General features: G+C 71.9%; 11 protein-coding genes. All 11 read left to right on the top strand.

All coding sequences use genetic code 11. The features are described 5' to 3' along the window. Positions 1-17: 17 nt before the first annotated feature. The 11 genes from mrdA to SCWH03_RS01510 all read left to right on the top strand — a co-directional run bounded on the left by mrdA (position 18) and on the right by SCWH03_RS01510 (position 20220). Complete coding sequence (gene mrdA, locus SCWH03_RS01460; protein ID WP_173260750.1) at positions 18-2186, top strand: penicillin-binding protein 2; 2169 nt, start codon at positions 18-20, stop codon at positions 2184-2186. Positions 2187-2189: 3 nt separating this feature from the next. Further along, complete coding sequence (gene rodA, locus SCWH03_RS01465) at positions 2190-3389, top strand: rod shape-determining protein RodA (RefSeq protein ID WP_173260752.1); 1200 nt, start codon at positions 2190-2192, stop codon at positions 3387-3389. Positions 3390-3744: 355 nt separating this feature from the next. Beyond that, complete coding sequence (locus tag SCWH03_RS01470; protein ID WP_173260754.1) at positions 3745-5478, top strand: CYTH and CHAD domain-containing protein; 1734 nt, start codon at positions 3745-3747, stop codon at positions 5476-5478. Between the two features lie 80 nt (positions 5479-5558). Beyond that, positions 5559-7484, top strand: a complete 1926-nt coding sequence (locus SCWH03_RS01475; protein ID WP_173260756.1) for a TIGR03960 family B12-binding radical SAM protein — start codon at positions 5559-5561, stop codon at positions 7482-7484. A gap of 726 nt (positions 7485-8210) precedes the next feature. After that, positions 8211-8999, top strand: coding sequence for a TIGR03936 family radical SAM-associated protein (locus tag SCWH03_RS01480; RefSeq protein ID WP_173260758.1), 789 nt, complete (start codon positions 8211-8213; stop codon positions 8997-8999). 235 nt (positions 9000-9234) lie between these two features. Next, entirely contained in the window at positions 9235-13254 is a 4020-nt protein-coding gene (locus SCWH03_RS01485) for an Rne/Rng family ribonuclease (RefSeq protein WP_173260760.1), read from the top strand. Between the two features lie 333 nt (positions 13255-13587). Continuing rightward, complete coding sequence (locus SCWH03_RS01490; protein ID WP_173260762.1) at positions 13588-14706, top strand: DegT/DnrJ/EryC1/StrS family aminotransferase; 1119 nt, start codon at positions 13588-13590, stop codon at positions 14704-14706. Next, positions 14703-15725: a Gfo/Idh/MocA family protein gene (locus tag SCWH03_RS01495; RefSeq protein ID WP_173260763.1), complete on the top strand. Its 1023-nt coding sequence runs from the start codon at positions 14703-14705 to the stop codon at positions 15723-15725. The genes SCWH03_RS01490 and SCWH03_RS01495 overlap by 4 nt, the downstream gene beginning before the upstream one ends. Positions 15726-15768: 43 nt before the next feature. Then, positions 15769-17310 (top strand): glycosyltransferase family 4 protein, encoded by a 1542-nt coding sequence (locus SCWH03_RS01500; protein WP_173261384.1) that lies wholly within the window; start codon positions 15769-15771, stop codon positions 17308-17310. After that, positions 17307-18932, top strand: a complete 1626-nt coding sequence (locus SCWH03_RS01505) for a glycosyltransferase family 2 protein (protein ID WP_173260766.1) — start codon at positions 17307-17309, stop codon at positions 18930-18932. The genes SCWH03_RS01500 and SCWH03_RS01505 overlap by 4 nt, the downstream gene beginning before the upstream one ends. A 4-nt stretch (positions 18933-18936) precedes the next feature. Then, entirely contained in the window at positions 18937-20220 is a 1284-nt protein-coding gene (locus tag SCWH03_RS01510) for a nucleotide sugar dehydrogenase (protein WP_173260774.1), read from the top strand. The last annotated feature ends 65 nt before the right edge of the window (positions 20221-20285 follow it).

Consider the following 20285-nt stretch of genomic DNA (forward strand, 5'->3'; position numbering starts at 1 on the left):
GAGGGGGTATCGGCAGCGTGAGCAACATTCCCGAGACGGGACGGACCCCGCGTGTCCAGATCCGGCTCATCGTCATCCAGGTCCTCGTCTTCTCCCTCTTCGCCACCCTCGGCGGGCGCCTCTGGTACCTCCAGATCCGCAACGGCGACGAGTACACGAACGAGGCCAAGGGCAACCACGTCCAGCAGGTGGTCCAGCCCGCCGTGCGCGGCTCGATCCTGGACGCCAGAGGCGTGCCCCTGGCGGACAACGAGACCCGGCTGGTCGTCTCCGCGTCCCGCACCGACCTGATGAGGATGAAGGACGACGGCAAAGGGGTGCTCACCCGCCTGGCCGAGGTCCTCGGCATGAAGCCGAAGGACGTCATGGACAAGGTCCGGCTCTGCGACGCCAAGACCCCCCAGCCCTGCTGGAACGGCTCCCCGTACCAGCCCATCCCGGTCACCGACGAGGCCACCACCCAGCAGGCCCTCCAGATCCGCGAACGCGCCGAGGACTTCCCCGGCATCACCGCCGAGCCGATGGCCGTACGCCGCTACGCCGCGCCCGGGAACGCCAACACCGCCCAGGTCCTCGGCTACCTCTCGCCCGTCACCGACGAGGAGATCGAGAAGGCCAAGGACACCGACTCGCCGTTCCTGCGCTCCGACCAGGTCGGTCGCTCCGGGCTCGAGCGCGCCTACGACAAGGACCTGCGCGGCAAGGCCGGCGTCACCCGCTACGAGGTGGACAAACTCGGCCGGGTCATCGGCCTGGCCCAGGCCGACAAGGCCGAGCCCGGCGCCAACGTCGTCACCTCCATCGACGCCCGCGTCCAGGCAGTCGCCGAGTGGGAGCTCGACCACGCGATGAAGGAGGCCCGCAAGGTCTTCGACGACAACACCGGCACCAACTACAAGGCCGACTCGGGCGCCGTCGTCGTGATGGAGGCCAAGACCGGCCGCGTCGTCGCCATGGCCTCGCTGCCCACCTACGACCCGAACGCCTGGGTCGGCGGCATCTCGGCCACGGACTACGCGCGGCTCACCGGCAAGAAGTCCAACTTCCCGCTGCTGAACCGCGCCATCCAGGGCCAGGCGGCACCCGGCTCCATCTTCAAGGTCGTCCCGACCACCGCCGCGGTCAACGCCGGCTACGACTTCAACGGCCGCTACCCCTGCCCCAGCTCCTACTCCATCGGCAACCAGGTCTTCAAGAACTTCGAGTCCCAGGGCCACGGCAGCATCACCCTCGGCCAGGCTCTCGAGGTCTCCTGCGACACCGTCTACTACGCCCTCGCCCACCAGCAGTGGAAGAAGGACGGCGGCCTCAAGCCGAAGGACGACCCGGCGGACTGGTTCTACAAGACCGCGCACCAGTTCGGCCTCGGCGCCGAGACCGGCATCGACCTGCCCAACGAGGTCACCGGCCGGGTCCCCGACCGCCGCTGGAAGCAGAAGTTCTGGGAGGCCAACAAGGACTACTGGTGCAAGATCGGCAAGAAGGGCGGCGACTACATCCAGCAGCTCTCGTACGAGAACTGCCTGGAAGGCAATCTCATGCGCGCCGGTGACTCCGTCAACTACTCCATCGGCCAGGGCGACACGCTGGTCACCCCGATTCAGATGGCGACCATCTACGCGGCGATCTCCAACGGCGGCACCCTGTGGAACCCGACCGTCGGCAAGGCGGTCGTCAGCGCCGACGGCAAGAGCATCCGCGAGATCGAACCCGAGTCCCACGGCAAGCTGCCGATGGACGCCAGGACCCGCACGCTGATGAACGAGGCCCTCGCGGGAGTCGCCACCCGCGGCACCGCCGCCTGGCGGTTCGGCGGCTGGCCGCAGGACAAGATCCCGATGCACGCCAAGACCGGCACGGCCGAGGTCCACGGCAAGCAGACGACGTCCTGGTTCGCCACCTACACCGAGGACTACGCCATCGTCATGACGATCTCCCAGGGCGGTACCGGCTCCGGTGCCTCCGGTCCCGCCGTGCGCAACATCTACAACGCGCTCTACGGACTGGACATGGAGGGCAACCAGGACCTGAAGAAGGCCCTGCTGCCCCAGCCCCAGAAGACGCTGCCGAAGGTCCAGCCCGACGGTTCCATCGACGCGCCGAAGATCGCGCCCTATGCGCCGGCCGAGCCCGAGGAGGGCACCTCCCTGGCCGGCCCGCCCCCGGCCACCGGACGGAGGGACTGACGTATGGCCGGACCCCACGGCTTCTCGGTCTCGCGGTACGCCCCGGAGCGCGGCAGCCTCGCCAAACTCCTCGCCCGCGACTCGATAGTGCGCCGGCTCGACTGGCCGATGCTCACCTCGGCGCTCACCCTGTCGCTGCTCGGCTCCCTGCTCGTCTGGTCCGCGACCCGCAACCGCACCGAGCTCAACGACGGCGACCCGTACTACTTCTTCCTGCGTCACCTGCTCAACACCGGCATCGGGCTCGCCCTGATGGTCGGCACCGTCTGGCTCGGGCACCGCACCCTGCGCGGCGCCGTGCCCGTGCTGTACGGAGTCTCCCTGGTGCTGGTCGCCCTGGTGCTCACCCCGCTCGGCGCGACCATCAACGGCGCCCACGCATGGATCGTGCTCGGCGGCGGCTTCTCCCTCCAGCCCTCCGAGTTCGTGAAGATCACGATCATTCTGGGCATGGCGATGCTGCTGGCGACCCAGGTCGACGCCGGCGACCAGCTCCATCCCGACCACCGCACCGTCGCCAAGTCGCTGGGCCTGGCGGTCCTCCCCATGATCATCGTGATGCTGATGCCGGACCTCGGCTCGGTGATGGTGATGGTGGTGATCGTGCTGGGCGTGCTGCTCGCCTCAGGCGCCTCCCACCGCTGGATCTTCGGACTGATCGGCGCCGGGGTCGGCGGTGCCGTACTGGTCACCGCGCTCGGCCTGCTCGACGAGTACCAGATCAACCGATTCGCCGCGTTCGCCAACCCCGAACTCGACCCGGCCGGGGTCGGGTACAACACCAACCAGGCACGCATCGCCATCGGCTCCGGCGGGCTGCTCGGTACCGGGCTGTTCCGGGGCTCCCAGACCACCGGACAGTTCGTCCCCGAACAGCAGACCGACTTCGTGTTCACCGTCGCCGGTGAGGAACTCGGCTTCGTCGGAGCGGGCCTCATCATCGTCCTGCTCGGCGTCGTCCTGTGGCGTGCCTGCCGGATCGCCCGCGAGACCACCGAGCTGTACGGCACGATCGTCGCCGCCGGCATCATCGCCTGGTTCGCCTTCCAGTCCTTCGAGAACATCGGGATGACCCTCGGCATCATGCCCGTGGCCGGACTGCCGCTGCCGTTCGTCTCCTACGGCGGCTCGTCGATGTTCGCCGTCTGGGTGGCCGTCGGACTGCTGCAGTCCATCAAGGTGCAGCGACCGATGTCCGCCTGACCCGTGCTGCTCATCCCTGTTCCGGGCCGGTGCCCGCGCGGATGCGAAGGCGCGGCGGATCTGCCGGGCCGCGCGTGGGGATGTCCCGGGCCTCCACGGCCGCCGGGCCGCCGGGGCGTCTCTGCCGCCGGGCTGTTCCGGGGCGTTCCGGCCGGCCGGGCCCGTGCGGCCGTGCGGGTGGGAGGGGCCGCTCCGGGCCGCTGGTCGGGCCGGTGCGCCGAGACCCACGCCCGGCGCATCGCGGCCCCCTCCCGCGCTGCCCGCGCGGGAGGGGGCCAGGGACCAGCGCAGGACCCGGCCGCGACCGCTTGGGCCGCGACCGCTTAGAAGGACACCGGGCGGATAGATTCAGTTCATGGCGGAGACGAAGCGAGAGATCGAGCGGAAGTACGAAGCCACACCCGGCACCGGGATCCCCGACCTCACGGGCGCGGCCGGGATCGCGGACGCCGTCGCGAAGGGCGTGCGCGAACTCGAAGCCGACTACTACGACACCCCCGGCCTGCGCCTCGCCGCCGACGGCATCACGCTGCGCCGCCGCACCGGCGGCACCGACGAGGGCTGGCACCTGAAGTTCCCCGTCACCACCGGCATCCGCGAGGAGATCCACGCCCCCCTCGCCGAGGGGGTGCCCCGCACCCTCGCCGGACTCGTCCGCTCCCGCACCCGGGCCGCACCCCTCACCGCCGTCGTCCGTATCCGGACCTCCCGCGAGATGCACCACCTCGTCGACGAGCACGGCCGGCTGCTGGCCGAGCTCTCCCGCGACACCGTGCACGCCGAGCGCCTGGGAGACGGCAACGGGACGGCGGGGTGGACCGAGATCGAGGTCGAACTCGCCGACGGCGCCGACCCCGTCCTGCTGGACCGTGTCGAGAAGCGCTTCCGCAAGGCCGGCATCACACCCGCAGGTTCCCCCTCCAAGCTCTCCAGGGCCCTCGCCGAGACCGAACCGGGCCCGGCCGCGACCAGCGGCACCGCGGCCACGGCAGCCGCCGCCGCGGCCCCGGCCGGGCAGGCGGCCACCACCGGGGGCCGCACCGCCTCCGCCGGGGAGGACCGCACGCCCTCCGCTCCCGTACCGACCGATGAGCGGGGTTCCTCCCGGCACGCCGACGCCTTCGCGCCCGACGGCGCCGGACGCGCTCCCAAGGCTCCCGAGGCGGCCAAGAGCGTCCGTCACCGGGGAACCCGGCTGGAGCCCGCGCACGCAGGCGAATACGTCCTCGCCTATCTGCGAGAGCAGCGTGACGCCCTGGTCGCCCTCGACCCCGCCGTACGCCGCGACCTCCCCGACGCGGTCCACCAGATGCGGGTCGCCACCCGCCGTATGCGCAGCGCCTTCAGGACCTTCCGGAAGGTCGTCGATCCGAAGGCCACCGGCCCGATCGGCGACGAGCTGAAATGGCTGGCGGGCGAACTGGGCGCGGCCCGCGACCAGGAAGTGATGTCCGAGCGGCTGCGCGCCCGCCTGGACGCCCTGCCGGGCCGGCTCCGGCTCGGTCCCGTCCGCGGCCGGCTCCGGATCTGGGCCACCGCCCACCGCGCCGGCGCGCGCCGGCGCTCCGTCGCGGTGCTCGACAACGGGCGCTACCTCGCCCTCCTCGACACCCTCGACACCCTCCTCGACGAGCCGCCGCTGCTTCCCGCCGCCACCGCGAAGCCCGCTGCCGCCCTGCCCAAGGCCGTGCTCAAGGACTACGACCGGCTCGCCGCCCGCGTCGCACACGCCCTCGGCCTCCCCGCGGGCCACGACCGCGACACGGCCATGCACGACGCACGCAAGGCCGCCAAGCGCGCCCGGTACGCGGCCGAGGCCGCCACCCCCGCCCTCGGCAAGTCCGCCGGGAAGCTCGCCAAGCGGATGAAGGCCGTCCAGACCGTCCTCGGCGACCACCAGGACAGCGTCGTCGCTCGCCAGACCCTCCGCGACCTCGCGGTCCAGGCCCATGCCGCCGGGGAGTCCGCTTTCACCTGGGGACTGCTGTTCGGGTGCGAGCAGGCCACGGCCGCCGACCGGGAGCGTGAGCTGCCCGGTGTCTGGGCGGAGGCCTCCCGGCCCGAGTACCGCACCGGGCTCAAGGGTTGACTGCGCCCCGGGCGGCCGGGACCTCCTCACGATCGGGTTACGCTTGAGAGTCCTCCTCTGCCCGCCCACGAAGGTTCCTGATGTCTGCCGAGTCGGTCTTCCCACAGCTCGAAGCTCTGCTCCCGCATGTGCAGAAGCCCATCCAGTACGTCGGTGGTGAGCTGAACTCCACGGTCAAGCCGTGGGAGAGCTGCGACGTGCGCTGGGCGCTGATGTACCCGGACGCCTACGAGGTCGGGCTCCCCAACCAGGGCGTCATGATCCTCTACGAGGTGCTCAACGAGCGGGAGGGCGTCCTCGCCGAGCGGACCTACAGTGTCTGGCCGGACCTCGAGGAGCTGATGCGGGAGCACGGCGTCCCGCAGTTCACCGTCGACAGCCACCGCCCGGTGAGGGCCTTCGACGTCCTCGGCCTGAGCTTCTCCACCGAGCTCGGCTACACCAACATGCTCACGGCCCTCGACCTCGCCGGCATCCCGCTTGAGGCCGGTGACCGCACGGCCGACGACCCGATCGTCCTCGCCGGCGGCCACGCGGCCTTCAACCCCGAGCCGATCGCGGACTTCATCGACGCCGCGGTGATCGGTGACGGGGAGCAGGCCGTCCTGCAGATCACCGACCTCGTCCGCGCCTGGAAGGCCGAGGGCCGCCCCGGAGGCCGCGAGGAGCTGCTGTTCCGCCTGGCCAGGACGGGCGAGGTGTACGTCCCCGGCTTCTACGACGTCGAGTACCTCCCCGACGGCCGCATCGGCCGCGTGGTGCCCAACCGGTCGGGCGTGCCGTGGCGGGTGTCCAAGCACACCGTCATGGACCTCGACGAGTGGCCCTACCCCAAGCAGCCGCTCGTCCCGCTCGCCGAGACCGTCCACGAGCGGATGTCCGTCGAGATCTTCCGGGGCTGCACCCGCGGCTGCCGCTTCTGCCAGGCCGGCATGATCACGCGACCCGTCCGGGAGCGGAGCATCACCGGCATCGGCGAGATGGTCGACAAGGGCCTCAAGGCCACCGGTTTCGAGGAGGTCGGCCTGCTCTCGCTGTCCTCCGCCGACCACAGCGAGATCGGCGACATCGCCAAGGGCCTCGCCGACCGGTACGAGGAGGACAAGATCGGCCTGTCCCTCCCCTCGACCCGAGTCGACGCCTTCAACGTCGACCTGGCCAACGAGCTGACCCGCAACGGCCGCCGCTCGGGCCTCACGTTCGCCCCCGAGGGCGGCTCCGAGCGGATGCGCAAAGTCATCAACAAGATGGTGTCGGAGGAGGACCTGATCCGCACCGTCGCCACCGCCTACGGCAACGGCTGGCGCCAGGTGAAGCTCTACTTCATGTGCGGCCTGCCCACCGAGACCGACGAGGACGTGCTGCAGATCGGCGACATGGCGGTCAACGTCATCGCCAAGGGCCGCGAGGTCTCCGGCTCCCCCGACATCCGGTGCACGGTCTCCATCGGCGGCTTCGTACCCAAGCCGCACACGCCCTTCCAGTGGGCGCCGCAGCTCTCCGCCGAGGAGACCGACGCCCGTCTCGAGAAGCTCCGCGACAAGATCCGCGGTGACAGGAAGTACGGCCGCTCCATCGGGTTCCGCTACCACGACGGCAAGCCCGGCATCGTGGAGGGCCTGCTCTCCCGCGGCGACCGCCGGGTCGGCGCCGTCATCCGCGCCGTCTACGAGGACGGCGGCCGCTTCGACGGCTGGCGCGAGCACTTCTCCTACGAGCGCTGGATGGAGTGCGCGGAGAAGACGCTCCCCGGGTTCGGCGTGGACGTCGGCTGGTACACCACCCGCGAGCGCGGCTACGAGGAGGTCCTGCCCTGGGACCACCTGGACTCCGGTCTCGACAAGGACTGGCTCTGGGAGGACTGGCAGGACGCGCTGGACGAGACGGAGGTCGAGGACTGCCGCTGGACTCCGTGCTTCGACTGCGGTGTGTGTCCGCAGTTCGACACATGGCCGCAGACGGGCCCGACGGGTAAGAAGCTGCTCCCGCTCACGGTCAAGAAGTAGCCGCGGCCGCCGGTGAGGCCGTCCGCCGGCGGCCGAGACGCTCGGGGGCACGAGCGCGGCGGTGCGTACCGAGATGCTCTCGGGGACTGGGGACCAAGCAGCGTGTGCAGGCTCCCCGCCCCGCGCGGCGCACGCCGCTCCCCGCTCCCCGCTCCCCGCTCCCCGCTCCCCGCTCCCCGCTCCCCGCTCCCCGCTCCCCGCTCCCGGCAGGATCCGCGCGTCGTCTCGGCGGTCCGGTGGGTGTGGCCGACGGGAGGCGTCCGGGCAGGCGCAGCCGGGGCCTGCCGGGAGCGATGCGGCAGGCCGTGGCATGGCCGCTCCCCGGATCCGTCCGCGGCCGGTACCCGGATCTGGCTTTGCGTCCACTCGCTCGCGCGCAATCGCCCATGGGTGCTCGGCCGCCGGTCCCGGTGCGCTCCGGGGGCAGCGGCTGACGGGCCTGGGCACGCGGGGCGTCTGGCATGTACCGGCTGAGCGGCCGCCTGAGGCCCGGGGCGGGGAACCCGCGGCCGTCCGGGCGCGTAACCTGGGTGGTGAGCAACACACACCGACTGCCCCGGCGCGGCGCCCGGGCCCGCGTTCTCCCCGTACCACTGGGGTGAACCGGGCGGGCCGCGCACAGGGGGCGAAGGCCGGCAAGGGCGGCGCAGGAAGGCGTACGCCCCGCACCGAGGAGAGGAACCACTGGGCAAGCGACAGCCCGAAGGCCCACCGCCCGCACCCGCGGTGCAGCGCATCCGACTGCGCTACACCAAGCGAGGCCGCCTCCGGTTCACCAGCCACCGTGACTTCCAGCGCGCCTTCGAGCGCGCGCTGCGCCGCGCCGAGGTACCGATGGCGTACTCGGCGGGCTTCACCCCGCACCCGAAGGTGTCGTACGCCAACGCCGCCCCCACGGGTACGGGCTCCGAGGCCGAGTACGTCGAGATCGCACTGACCGACCACCGTGACCCGGCAGGGCTGCGTGCGCTCCTCGACGAGTCGCTGCCCGAGGGGCTCGACATCGTCGACGCCGTCGAGGCCCGCACGTCCGGGCTGGCCGACCGGCTGACGGCGTCCGTGTGGGAGCTGCGGCTGGACGGTGTCCCGGTGGAGGAGGCGAGGAGGGCGGTCGCCGTGTTCGTCGCTGCGGACACCGTCGAGGTCCGGCGCAGGACCAAGAACGGGATGCGGACCTTCGACAGCCGTGGTGCGGTGGTCGACCTGAAAACGAGTTGCCCACAGCCTGATAGGCCTGAAGAGGAGCCCTGTGCGATACTGCGGCTGGTTGTTCGGCACGTGACACCTGCCGTGCGACCCGACGACGTCCTGTCCGGTCTTCGAGCTGTGGCCGACCTGGCGCCGCCGGTCCCCGCAGCGGTGACCAGGCTGGCGCAGGGGCTCTTCGACGAGGAGTCCGGCACGGTGACCGACCCGCTCGCGCCCGACCGCGAGGCATTCACGGTGGCCCCGGCAGATCGCTCAGGGGCCGCCGAAGCCGCCGCGACGGTGCCCGCGGGTACCGGTTCCGCGTAGGGGCAGTCGTTGTAGCGCCGCCCTCGTACTCGGGAGCCACCTGGGTCGGGCAGCGCATTGACCAGAAGACTTTCGCCAGGCCGTGCGTACCGAGCGTACGGAACCGGCGAGCCAGACATACAGCTCCCGTGCGGCGCCCGCGCCCCGGACGGAGGCCCCGCACTCAACACGCGGGACGCGCCACCGGACCGGATCGAGGCTCGGCGCCCGGGAGCGTGACGGGAGAACCGCCCGCATGCTCGAACCGAAGGACCCCGGTACGACCGGGGACACCGAAGAGAACGACAGCTCCACTCCGAGCGACACGCTGCCCCCGCGCCGCCGTCGCCGCGCCGCGTCGCGTCCGGCGGGCCCGCCGGCGGGTTCCGCGCAGGTGGAGACCGTCGCCGATGTGACGGCGACCGGCTCGGCCGCCATACCGTCCGCGGAGGACGCGGCGGCCGGGGGCGCCGTGGAGGCGTCCGCGCCGCGTGCTCGCCGTCGTGCGACGCGCAAGGTGGCCGCGCCTGCCGGTTCGCCGGATCCCATCGAGGCCGTGACGGAGCCCGCTTCCGCCGGAGCGCCCGCGACCCCGCCTGCTGCGGCGCATGCGGCCGGGGCCGTCGCCGCCGACGAAGACATCGAGGAAGGTGCCGTGAGCGAGACCGCCGCGGAAACCGGGCCCGCCGAGGAGCCCGTGCGCCGTACCCGCCGCCGGGCGACCGCCCCCGCGGGCGCGCCGCAGGCCGCCGGGGCGGCTGAGGAGGGCGGTGAGTCCGCCGGGGCCGTTGCCGGGGCCGCCGAGCCGGTTGCCGTCGAGGCGTCGGCCGCCGGTGAGGTGGCGGAGGAGGCGCCGCGTGTGCGTACGCGTCGTCGTGCCACGCGCCGGGCCGTCGCTCCCGCGGCCGCGCCCGAGGCCGCCGGGGAGGACGAGTCCGCGACGGGTGAGAGCCTTCCCGCGGACACCGTCGCGCGTATCGCAGCCGACGAGGCCGAGGTCGAGGCGGCGGAGAAGGCCGCCACACGGGGCCGCACGCGCCGCCGGGCCGCTGCCGAGCGCGCCGCCGTCACGCCCGCGCGGGACGGACGCGCCGATCAGGACGAGCGTGCCGATGAAGAGCGCGCGGAGAGCGAGGCGCGCGGGGGAGGGACCGCGACCGCGCGGGGGGAGCGCGGCGGAAGGCCCGGGCCGTCCGCCCGCGGACGCCGTGCCGGAAGGCCCGCGGTGGCGGTGTTCCAAGCCCCCGTCTTCACCGAGCCGGTGTTCCAGACCCCGGAGACCGCTGCTGCGGCCGCCGCAGCAGCGGCAGCCGGGGAGGGGGACGGGGACGAGGAGGCGGTGGAGATCGAGATCCCGGCCGCCACGGGCGCCCAGCGCCGCCGTCGGCGCCGTCGCGGTGAGTCCGCGCCGGCCGTGGAGGCCGTGGAGAGCGAGCCGGCCGACGAGGCCGAGGTGGAGTCCGACGAGCCGGAGCCCGAGGCCGCCGGGGACACCGGAGACCCCGACGACTCCGACGACTACGAGGGCCGCCCGTCCCGCCGTCGCCGCCGCGGTGGCCGCCGCCGCCGCCGTGGCGAGCCGGCCGACGCGGGGGACGCCGGGACCGACGAGGAACCCGAGGACGAGGCCCGGGCCGAGGAGGAGCCGGAGCCCGAGGGCGACGAGGAGGACCAAGAGGACCAGGAGGACCAGGAGGCCACCACCCCGTCCGTGGCGGGGACCAGCAGCAGCCGCCGTCGCCGCCGCCGTCGCCGTCGCAGCGGTGACGGCGACGGGCCCGAGCCCGGTGCCGACGAGCCGGAGCGTACGGTCGTCAAGGTCCGGGAGCCCCGTCCCAAGGCGGAGCCGTCCGACGAGGTCCAGTCGATCAAGGGCTCCACCCGCCTTGAGGCGAAGAAGCAGCGCCGTCGCGAGGGCCGCGAGCAGGGCCGCCGCCGGGTGCCGATCATCACCGAGGCGGAGTTCCTGGCGCGCCGCGAGGCCGTCGAGCGCGTGATGGTCGTACGGCAGCACGGCGACCGCACCCAGATCGGCGTCCTCGAGGACAACGTGCTGGTCGAGCACTATGTCAACAAGGAGCAGTCGACGTCGTACGTCGGCAATGTCTACCTGGGCAAGGTGCAGAACGTCCTGCCGTCGATGGAGGCCGCCTTCGTCGACATCGGCAAGGGCCGCAACGCGGTCCTGTACGCGGGCGAGGTGAACTTCGAGGCGCTCGGCCTCTCCAACGGCCCGCGCCGTATCGAGTCCGCGCTGAAGTCGGGCCAGTCGGTCCTGGTGCAGGTCACCAAGGACCCGATCGGCCACAAGGGTGCCCGGCTCACCAGCCAGGTGTCCCTGCCCGGCCGGTACCTGGTGTATGTGCCCGAAGGCTCGATGACGGGCATCAGCCGCAAGCTCCCCGACACCGAGCGGGCCCGGCTGAAGACGATCCTGAAGAAGATCGTCCCCGAGGACGCGGGCGTCATCGTGCGCACCGCCGCGGAGGGTGCCAGCGAGGACGAGCTGCGCCGTGACGTCGAGCGGCTGCAGGCCCAGTGGGAGGAGATCCGCAAGAAGGCGAAGAACGGCAACGCCCCGACGCTGCTCTACGGTGAGCCGGACATGACCGTCCGCGTCGTCCGCGACATCTTCAACGAGGACTTCTCCAAGGTCATCGTGAGCGGCGACGAGGCGTGGGGGACCGTCCACGGCTATGTGTCGCACGTCGCGCCGGACCTGGCGGACCGGTTGCAGCGCTGGACCAGCGAGACCGACGTGTTTGCCGTGCACCGGATCGACGAGCAGCTGATGAAGGCGCTGGACCGCAAGGTCTGGCTGCCCTCCGGCGGTTCGCTGGTGATCGACAAGACCGAGGCGATGGTCGTGGTCGACGTCAACACCGGCAAGTTCACCGGCCAGGGCGGCAACCTCGAGGAGACCGTCACCAGGAACAACCTGGAGGCGGCCGAGGAGATCGTGCGACAGCTGCGGCTGCGGGACCTCGGCGGCATCGTCGTCATCGACTTCATCGACATGGTCCTGGAGTCCAACCGCGACCTGGTGCTGCGGCGCCTGCTGGAGTGCCTGGGCCGGGACCGCACAAAGCACCAGGTGGCCGAGGTGACCTCGCTGGGCCTGGTGCAGATGACCCGCAAGCGGGTGGGCCAGGGGCTGCTGGAGTCCTTCTCCGAGACCTGTGTCCACTGCAACGGCCGCGGTGTGATCGTGCACATGGAGCAGCCGACGGCCGCCGGCGGTGGCGGTGGCGGCAAGCGCAGGAAGCGCGGCCGCGGCGGTGCCGAGCACGTACACGAGCACGAGGTGGCTGTCGGGGCGCCCGGCGCCGAGACCCCGTCCAGCGGGATCGAGGAGGCCGAGGTCGAGGCCGAGGTGGCGGCGCCTGCGGCGCTGCCGGAGCCGGCCTTCGCCCCCGACGAGGAGCTCTACAGCAGCGCCGCCGAGGCCGAGGCCGCCGCCTCCCGCCGAGGCCGCCGCCGGGCCTCCCGCAAGGCGACGGCCGCCGCCGGTGCGCCGAGGCAGGCCGAGCCGGCAGCGCCGGTCGGGGCCGAGCAGGCGGAGCAGGTGCCGGCTGCGGAGACCGCCGAGGCGGCCGCCGAACCGGTGGCCGTGCCCGTCGCGGTTGAGGAGCCGGTCGCCACGGGCCGTACCCGCCGCCGGGCCACCCGCAAGGCGTCGGCTCCGGCCGGTTCCCCCAAGGGCAGCGAGTCGGCCGAGATCGTGACCGAGACCGCGGAGACGGCCCGGACCGCGGAGGCGGTGACCGAGACCGCTGAGGTCCCGGTCGGGGCGCCCGCTGCCGCGACCCCGGAGGCCGCGGTCGAGCAGCTCCCTGCCGCCGCTCCGCCGCGGGCCCGTCGCCGGGTGACCCGCAAGGTCACCGCCCCGGCGGGCTCGCCGTCCGGCGCGGAGGACGCCGCGGCGGTCGTCGTGGTCGCCGCCCCCCAGGAGTCCGAGGCGGAGGCCGCCCCGGCACCCTCCGAGGAGGCCGCTGAGGACCAGGTGGAGGCCCCGGCCAAGAAGACGGCCCGTAAGACCGCCAAGAAGGCCACGGCGAAGAAGGCGGCAACGAAGAAGACGGCGGCCACGAAGACGACCGCGGCCAAGAAGGCCACGGCGAAGAAGGCAGCCACGAAGAAGACGGCGGCCACGAAGACCACCGCGGCCAAGAAGGCGACGGTCAAGAAGGCGGCCACGAAGAAGACGGCTGCCAAGAAGACCGCCGCCGCGGAGCAGCAGAGCCCGCCGACCGTGTCGGCTTCGACGGAGAGCTGAACAATCCATGGCCGGTGGTTGAATGTTCGTGTCCCGCCCCCGCGGACTCGGGGGCGGGACACGTCATTTGTTTCGAAATTGATGCCTGAGCCCGTAAACAGGCCGGGAATTGCCTGAAAAATCCCTGATAATGTGACGGCGGTCGCTGCCGTGCCGTGGACCCACCCGGAGACTGCGGCCGGTGACCGGCCCGGTTGGGGGACTGACCGGTCCCAGCATTCCTCGGTAGGGCGCCGGCCATCGTGCCGGAGGGGTTCGTGCGGCCCGTGGGCGCCCCGCAGACCCCTGACCTCTGCCACAAAGAGCTCTCGCGGTGTTCAAGGAGGACGTCCAATGCCGAGCAGCAACGCGCAGCCCATCCCCGCTGCCCGTCCGGTCATCGGTGAAGAGGAGATCGAGGCGGCTGTACGCGTGCTGCGCAGCGGCCGGGTGGTCCAGGGCCCCGAGGTGGCCGCGTTCGAGGAGGGCTTCTCGGAGCTGGTGGCCGGACGGCACTGCGTGGCCGTCAACTCCGGTACCTCCGCGCTGCACCTCCTTCTGATGGCTCTCGGTATCGGTCCGGGTGACGAGGTGATCGTCCCGTCGTTCTCGTTCGCCGCTTCGGCGAACTCGGTCCGCCTGGTCGGTGCCGACGTCGTCTTCGCCGACATCGACCCGGACACCTACTGCCTCTCCCCGGGCGCCGCAGAGGCCGCGATCACCCCGCGCACCGCCGCGATCATGCCGGTGCACCTGTACGGCCATCCGGCCGCGATGGACCGGATCACGGCGATCGCCGACCGGCACAAGCTGGCCGTCGTCGAGGACGCCTGCCAGGCGCATGCGGCCGCGCTGCACGGCACCCCGGTCGGCGCCTTCGGCTCCGGCGGAACGTTCAGCTTCTACCCGACCAAGAACATGCACAGCCTCGAGGGCGGCCTGGTCTCCACCGCCGACGCCGAGATCGCCCGCACTCTCCGCCTGCTGCGCAACCAGGGCATGGAGCAGCGGTACGCGAACGAGATCGTCGGCGCCAACGTGCGCATGACGGACGTCTCCGCGGCCGTCGGCCGCGTCCAGCTCGCCAAGCTGCCCGGCTGGACCGACCGGCGCATCGCCAACGCCGCGTACCTCTCCGAGAACATCACCGCGGCGAACGTGGTGACGCCGGTCGTCGCCGAGGGCGCACGCCACATCTACCACCAGTACACGGTCCGGGTCCGCGGCGACCGCGACGCCGCCATGGCGAAGCTCACCGAGGCGGGCGTCGGCAACGCCGTCTACTACCCGACGCCGATCCACCGGCTGAAGCCGTACTGGGAGCCGGACCAGAAGGCGGGCCGCCACTGGGACCTGCCCGAGACCGAGCGGGCGGCGGCCGAGGTCGTGTCGCTGCCCGTGCACCCCTCGCTGACCGAGGGCGACCTGGAGCGCATCGCCACCGCCGTGAACGCGCTGGGAGAGGGCCTGTGACCGCCACCGCACTGCGGGCCGGCCTGATCGGCCTGGGCTCCATGGGGCGCCACCACGCCCGCGTACTGGCCGGGCTCGACGGCGTCGAACTCGTCGCCGTCGTGGACCCCATGGGGGACAAGAACGGCTGGGCGCAGAACGCACCCGTGCTGTCCACCGTCGACGAGCTGATCGCGCTCGGCATCGACTACGCCGTCGTGGCCTGCCCGACCGCACTGCATGAGGAAGTCGGCCTGAAGCTGGCCGAAGCCGGCACCGGCGCGCTGATCGAGAAGCCGGTCGCCGACACCGTCGAGGGCGCCCGCCGGCTGGTCGAGGCCTTCGAGAGCCGCGGCCTGGTGGCCGGCGTGGGCCACATCGAGCGCTGCAACCCCGCCCTGCGCAGCCTGCGCGCCCGGTTGGAGGCCGGCGAGCTCGGGGACGTGTTCCAGGTCGTGACCCGCCGCCAGGGCCCCTTCCCGCACCGCATCGCCGACGTCGGCGTGGTCAAGGACCTCGCCACCCACGACATCGACCTGACGGCCTGGGTCACCGGCCAGCAGTACACGTCGATCGCGGCGCACACCGTCTCCAAGTCGGGCCGCCCGCACGAGGACATGGTCTCGGCCGTCGGCAAGCTCTCCGACGGCACGATGGTCAGCCACCTCGTCAACTGGCTGAGCCCGCTCAAGGAGCGCTTCACCTCGGTCACCGGAGAGCGCGGCTGCTTCATCGCCGACACCCTCACCGCGGACCTGACGTTCTACTCGAACGCGGCCGTGACGACCGAGTGGGAGGCCCTCCAGGCCTTCCGCGGCGTCTCCGAGGGAGACATGATCCGCTACGCGATCCCGAAGCGCGAACCGCTCCTCGTCGAGCACGAGCTGTTCCGGGACGCGGTGCTCGGCAAGTCCAAGGACATCTGCACGCTGCGCCAGGGCCTGCGGACGGTCGAGGTCGCCGCCGCAGTTATCGAGTCCGCGTCGAGCGGGGCCACCGTGGCCGTGGAGAGAGAGGCGGATACGCCGGATGGAACCTGACCGTAAGCCCGGTGAGCAGGGAAGGACCCGCGGGCGTGTGGTCATGCTCGTGGACAACGGAGTGAACGGTGACTCGCGCGTCCAAAAGGAGGCGCGATCGGCGGCTGCGGCCGGCTGGGAGGTCATCCTCCTCGGCAAGTCGCCCACCAAGAAGGAGCAGTCCTGGATGCTCGGCGACGCCGAGGTCCGGCTCCTGTGGGTGCCCGGACCGTTGAAGCGCCGTCGGCACGAGTACCGCCGGGCCGTGCTGCGTGCGCCGCTGGCGTACCCGCCGGGCCCGCTCGCCGCATACCGCAGGCAGAAGTCCAAGGCATGGCGGGTGGACCTCAACTACAGGCGCACCGTGGCCCAGCAGCGGGGTTCGGCCGCGGCCAGGCTCGGGCTGGTCGTGCCGCGGGCGGTCGCGAAGGTACAGGCCCGCTGGATAGGGCTCCGGGTCAGGCAGACGCGCAGCCTGGAGCGGCGCCGCAAGCAGATGGTCTCCCCGCTGGACCGGTTCACGACGGCCTTCTGGCTGAAGGCGATGGGGGACCGGGCCTGGCGCAGGCTCGACCCGTTTCTCTGGGACCTCGAACTGGCGTACGGGAAGGTCATCGACGAGCTTCAGCCTGATCTGATACACGCCAATGACTTCCGCATGCTCGGTGTGGGCGCCCGTGCCGCACTCAGAGCCCGTGCCGCGCGCCGCCACGTCAAATTGGTCTGGGACGCCCACGAACTGGTGTCGGGCATCAAGCCATGGGATCCGCATCCCCGTTGGCACGTCGCCCAGATCGCGCACGAGCGCGAGTACTCCAAGCACGCCGACGCCGTGGTGACCGTGTCGGACACCCTTGCGGACATGCTGGCCGAGGCTCATGGCCTCGACGAGAAGCCGTCGGTGGTGTTGAACGCCCCCGAGGGGGAGACGTCGCCCGAGCATGCGGTGGAGCCGGTGCCCGACCTGCGCGAGCTGTGCGGCATCGGCCAGGAGGTGCCTCTTGCCGTCTACAGTGGTGCGGCGGCGCCGCAGCGCGGTCTCGACATCATGGTCGAGTCGCTGCCCCAGTTGCCCGGGACGCATGTGGCGTTCGTCGTTCTGCGTCCCGAGTCCAAGTACATGACGGAACTCGCGCAGCGTGCGGAGGAGCTGGGCGTCCGCGAGCGGCTGCACATACTGCCCTATGTGCCGCACTACCAGGTTGTCCCTTTCCTTGCGGCGGCCGATATCGGTGTGATCCCGATCCATCACTGGCCGAACCACGAGATCGCTCTGATCACCAAGTTCTTCGAGTACTCGCACGCGCGACTGCCCTTCGTCGTCAGCGATGTGAAGACGATGAGCGCGATGGTGCGGCAGACCGGCCAGGGCGAGGTCTTCGAGGCCGAGAACGTGCAGGACTACGTCCGGGCGGTCGGGGCCGTGCTCGCCGATCCTCGGAGGTACCGCGACGCGTACACTCCCGAGCTGTTGAAGGAGTGGACCTGGGAGGCCCAGGCGGAAACCCTGGACCGTCTGTACACGCGCCTGCTGCCGGGCAGTGAGCGCCGCCAGGCCGCCGCGGTTTCCGAAGCTCCGCAACTCCCGGACAGGGCGGGTGTATGACGCCGACCCCTGACGTCACCGTCGTCGTGGCCGTCTACAACACGATGCCCTATCTCACCGAGTGCCTCGAGTCGCTGGTGAACCAGAGCATCGGTGTGGACCGGCTGGAGGTGGTGGCCGTCGACGACGGCTCGACGGATGAGAGCGGTAGGGAACTCGACCGCTTCGCGGAGCGCTACCCCGGCACCGTGAAGGTGATACACCAGGCCAACTCCGGCGGCCCGGCCGCGCCCAGCAACCGGGCCCTGGAGGCGGCCACCGGCCGCTACGTCTACTTCGTCGGCTCCGACGACCGCCTCGGCGAGGACGCGCTCCGGCGCATGGTGGCCTGCGCCGACGAGCACGGCTCCGATGTCGTCGTGGGCAAGATGGTCGGTACCAACGGCCGCTATGTCCACCAGGCGCTCTACAGCAAGAGCGACCCGGACGTCAGCCTGTACGGCTCCGCGCTGCCCTTCACCCTGGCCAACACCAAGCTGTTCCGGCGACAACTGGTCGAGCAGCACAAGCTGCGCTTCCCGGAGGACCTTCCGGTGGGCAGCGACCAGCCGTTCACGATCGAGGCCTGTGTCCGGGCGCGGAAGATCTCGGTCCTCGCGGACTACACGTACTACTACGCGGTGAAGCGCGGCGACGCGAGCAACATCACCTACCGGGCGGGCCATCTGGAGAGGTTGCGCTGCGTTGCCCAGATCATGCGGCACACGGCCGGTCTCATCGAGGCGGGGCCCCGGCGTGACGCGGTGTTCAAGCGGCACTTCACCTGGGAACTCGCCAAACTCGTCCAGGACGACTTCCCGGCCCTCGACCGGGAGACGCGGATCCAGGTCTGCGCCGGCATCGCCGCCCTCAGCGACGACTACTTCACCGAGGCGCTCCGCGACGCGATGGACGTCAGGCGGCGGGTGCGGATCGCGCTGGCCCAGCGCGGCGCCGTCGCCGAACTGGTCCGCGCCATCGAGGAGGAGGCCGCCGCCGGACCCCCTTCCCTGCTGCTGGAGGACGGCCGGGCGTTCCTTCGCTACCCCGGGTTCCGCGACCCGGCCCTGGCGCTGCCCGACCGGCTGTACGAGGTGATCGGCGAGGCCGTGCCGAAACAGCTCGCCGGCGGCACCGGGCTGGTCTCGGCGCGGTGGGAGCGGCAGGGCCGGGACCTGACCGCCGTCCTCTCGGTCCGCGTCCCCGTCACGGGCGACACGGACCACGCCGTCGTTCGTCTCGCGGACAAGGCGATGCCGAAGAGCGCCGACAAGCCGGGGGCCCGCAGGCTGCCCACGGGCACCGGACTGCCCGCGCCGGCGGGGGAGCTGAGCCGCAGCACCACCGGCGACGGCACCGGGACGGTGCTCACCGCGCGCATCCCCATCGAGCCCGTCAGGGCGAAACTCGGCGTCCGGGTCTATCTGGACGTGGCGGGCTCGACGTACGAGGTCCCGGTGAGAACCCTCGACCGGCCGCTGCCGCTGGCCCGGCGCTGGCGGGAGAGGGTCCCGTACCGTGTCTCCGCCAACGCCAATGCCAAGGGACGGCTCGTCATCACCACGGCCCCGCTCTGGGAGTCCCCGCCGTCCGGCGGGGGCGGCCGGCTGCGCCACCTGATGTCCCGTGTGAAGAGGAAATGACCCGATGAATATCTGTGTAGTCGCGCTCGGCAAGATCGGGCTTCCGCTCGCCGTGCAGTTCGCCGCCAAGGGCCACAAGGTCATCGGCGCCGACGTCAACGAGAAGGTCGTGGAGCTGGTCAACGCCGGCACCGAGCCCTTCCCCGGCGAGCACGACCTGGACGTCAGGCTGAAGCAGGCCGTCGACGCCGGGCTGCTGTCCGCGACCACCGACACCGCGGCGGCCGTAGCGCGGTCCGAGGCGGTCGTGGTCGTCGTCCCGCTGTTCGTCGACGCCGAGGGCACCCCGGACTTCGGCTGGATGGACGCCGCCACCCAGGCCATCGCCAAGGGCCTCAGGCCAGGCACCCTCGTCTCGTACGAGACGACCCTGCCGGTCGGTACCACCCGCACCCGCTGGGCGCCGATGCTGGAGCAGGGCTCGGGCCTCACCGCGGGCAAGGACTTCCCTCTGGTGTTCTCCCCGGAGCGGGTCCTCACCGGCCGGGTCTTCGCCGACCTGCGCCGCTACCCCAAGCTGGTCGGAGGCATCGACGAGGCGTCCACCCGCCGGGGCGCGGAGTTCTACGAGCAGGTCCTCGACTTCGACGAGCGCGACGACCTCCCGCGGCCCAACGGCGTGTGGGATCTGGGCACCGCCGAGGCCTCCGAGCTCGCGAAGCTCGCCGAGACCACCTACCGCGACGTCAACATCGGCCTCGCCAACCAGTTCGCCCGGTTCGCCGACAAGAACGGCATCGACGTCAAGAAGGTCATCGAGGCCTGCAACTCGCAGCCCTACAGCCACATCCACCAGCCGGGCATCGCCGTCGGCGGCCACTGCATCCCGATCTACCCGCGGATGTACCTGTGGAACGACCCGGAGGCCACCGTCGTCCGGTCGGCCCGCGAGGCCAACGCCGCCATGCCGGAGTACGCCGTGGACCTGCTGGCCGCCGCCTACGGCGACCTGGCGGGCGCCCATGTGCTCGTGCTCGGCGCCGCCTACCGCGGCGGTGTGAAGGAGACCGCGTTCTCCGGCGTCTTCGGGACGGTGGAGGCCCTCAAGGCCCGAGGCGCGGTGCCGTTCGTCTCCGACCCGATGTACACCGCCGAGGAACTGGCCGCGCACGGCCTCACCCCGCACCGGGGCGAGCAGGTCACCGCCGCGGTCCTCCAGGCGGACCACGCCGAGTACCGCGAGCTGGCGGCCTCCGACCTGCCCGACGTCACCGTCCTGGTCGACGGCCGCCGCACCACCGACCCGGCCCGCTGGGAAGGCGTCCGCCGCGTCGTCATCGGCGGCTGACGGACGGCCTGCTGGGGACCGGCCCGGCTCGGCAGGCGACGGCCCCGTCCCGCACGCCCGTGGGG

The organism is Streptomyces pacificus (genome assembly GCF_011766325.1).
Classification (GTDB): Bacteria; Actinomycetota; Actinomycetes; order Streptomycetales; family Streptomycetaceae; genus Streptomyces; species Streptomyces pacificus.

Coding starts and splice junctions, on each gene's coding strand:
- rodA (WP_173260752.1), top strand. CDS start 2,190: ATGGCCGGACCCCACGGCTTCTCGGTCTCGCGGTACGCCCCGGAGCGC.
- SCWH03_RS01470 (WP_173260754.1), top strand. CDS start 3,745: ATGGCGGAGACGAAGCGAGAGATCGAGCGGAAGTACGAAGCCACACCC.
- SCWH03_RS01475 (WP_173260756.1), top strand. CDS start 5,559: ATGTCTGCCGAGTCGGTCTTCCCACAGCTCGAAGCTCTGCTCCCGCAT.
- SCWH03_RS01485 (WP_173260760.1), top strand. CDS start 9,235: ATGCTCGAACCGAAGGACCCCGGTACGACCGGGGACACCGAAGAGAAC.
- SCWH03_RS01490 (WP_173260762.1), top strand. CDS start 13,588: ATGCCGAGCAGCAACGCGCAGCCCATCCCCGCTGCCCGTCCGGTCATC.
- SCWH03_RS01500 (WP_173261384.1), top strand. CDS start 15,769: ATGCTCGTGGACAACGGAGTGAACGGTGACTCGCGCGTCCAAAAGGAG.
- SCWH03_RS01505 (WP_173260766.1), top strand. CDS start 17,307: ATGACGCCGACCCCTGACGTCACCGTCGTCGTGGCCGTCTACAACACG.
- SCWH03_RS01510 (WP_173260774.1), top strand. CDS start 18,937: ATGAATATCTGTGTAGTCGCGCTCGGCAAGATCGGGCTTCCGCTCGCC.